This window comes from Pseudomonas sp. KB_15 (assembly GCF_052114525.1).
Taxonomy (GTDB): domain Bacteria; phylum Pseudomonadota; class Gammaproteobacteria; order Pseudomonadales; family Pseudomonadaceae; genus Aquipseudomonas.
Genome location: NZ_JBFREX010000179.1, coordinates 1 through 490 on the forward strand (window position 1 = coordinate 1; position 490 = coordinate 490).

Consider the following 490-nt stretch of genomic DNA (forward strand, 5'->3'; position numbering starts at 1 on the left):
GCTCAAGGAAACCGACCTGCCGGTGGACAAGATCGCCCGCCGCTGCGGCATGGGCAACGGCGACCGCCTGGCCACGATCTTCCGAAAACGCTTCGAGCTGTCCCCCACCGCGTACCGCAATCTCGACAAGACCGCGCTGCCAGACGCAGCCGAGCCACAGGAGGAGGCAAGAGTCATGCCCCAAGCTCTGCTGGATGTTGCAAAGCTGGACTGGATCTCGCGCGAGCTTTCTGAGTCGTACAGTGCCGCCGCGCCGTTTCCGCATGTCTGTATCGATAACTTCCTGGACGACGGCATCTACCGCGAGGCCAGCGCCGCCTTCCCCAGCGCCGACGAGAAGGTGTGGTTCACCTTCCGCTCCGCCGCCGAGAACCTGAAGCTCCAGATCCAGGACTTCTACGCGATTCCGCCCGCGCTGCGGTCCCTGATCGTCGAGTTCAACAGTCCCGGCTTCATCCGCTTCCTGGAGCAGCTTTCGGGCATCCAGGGG

Annotated in this window: 1 pseudogene; it reads left to right on the plus strand. The window is 63.9% G+C overall.

What is annotated here, in order from left to right:
- Positions 1–490: pseudogene (locus tag AB4Z35_RS30335) on the plus strand (hypothetical protein); the annotation flags it as partial.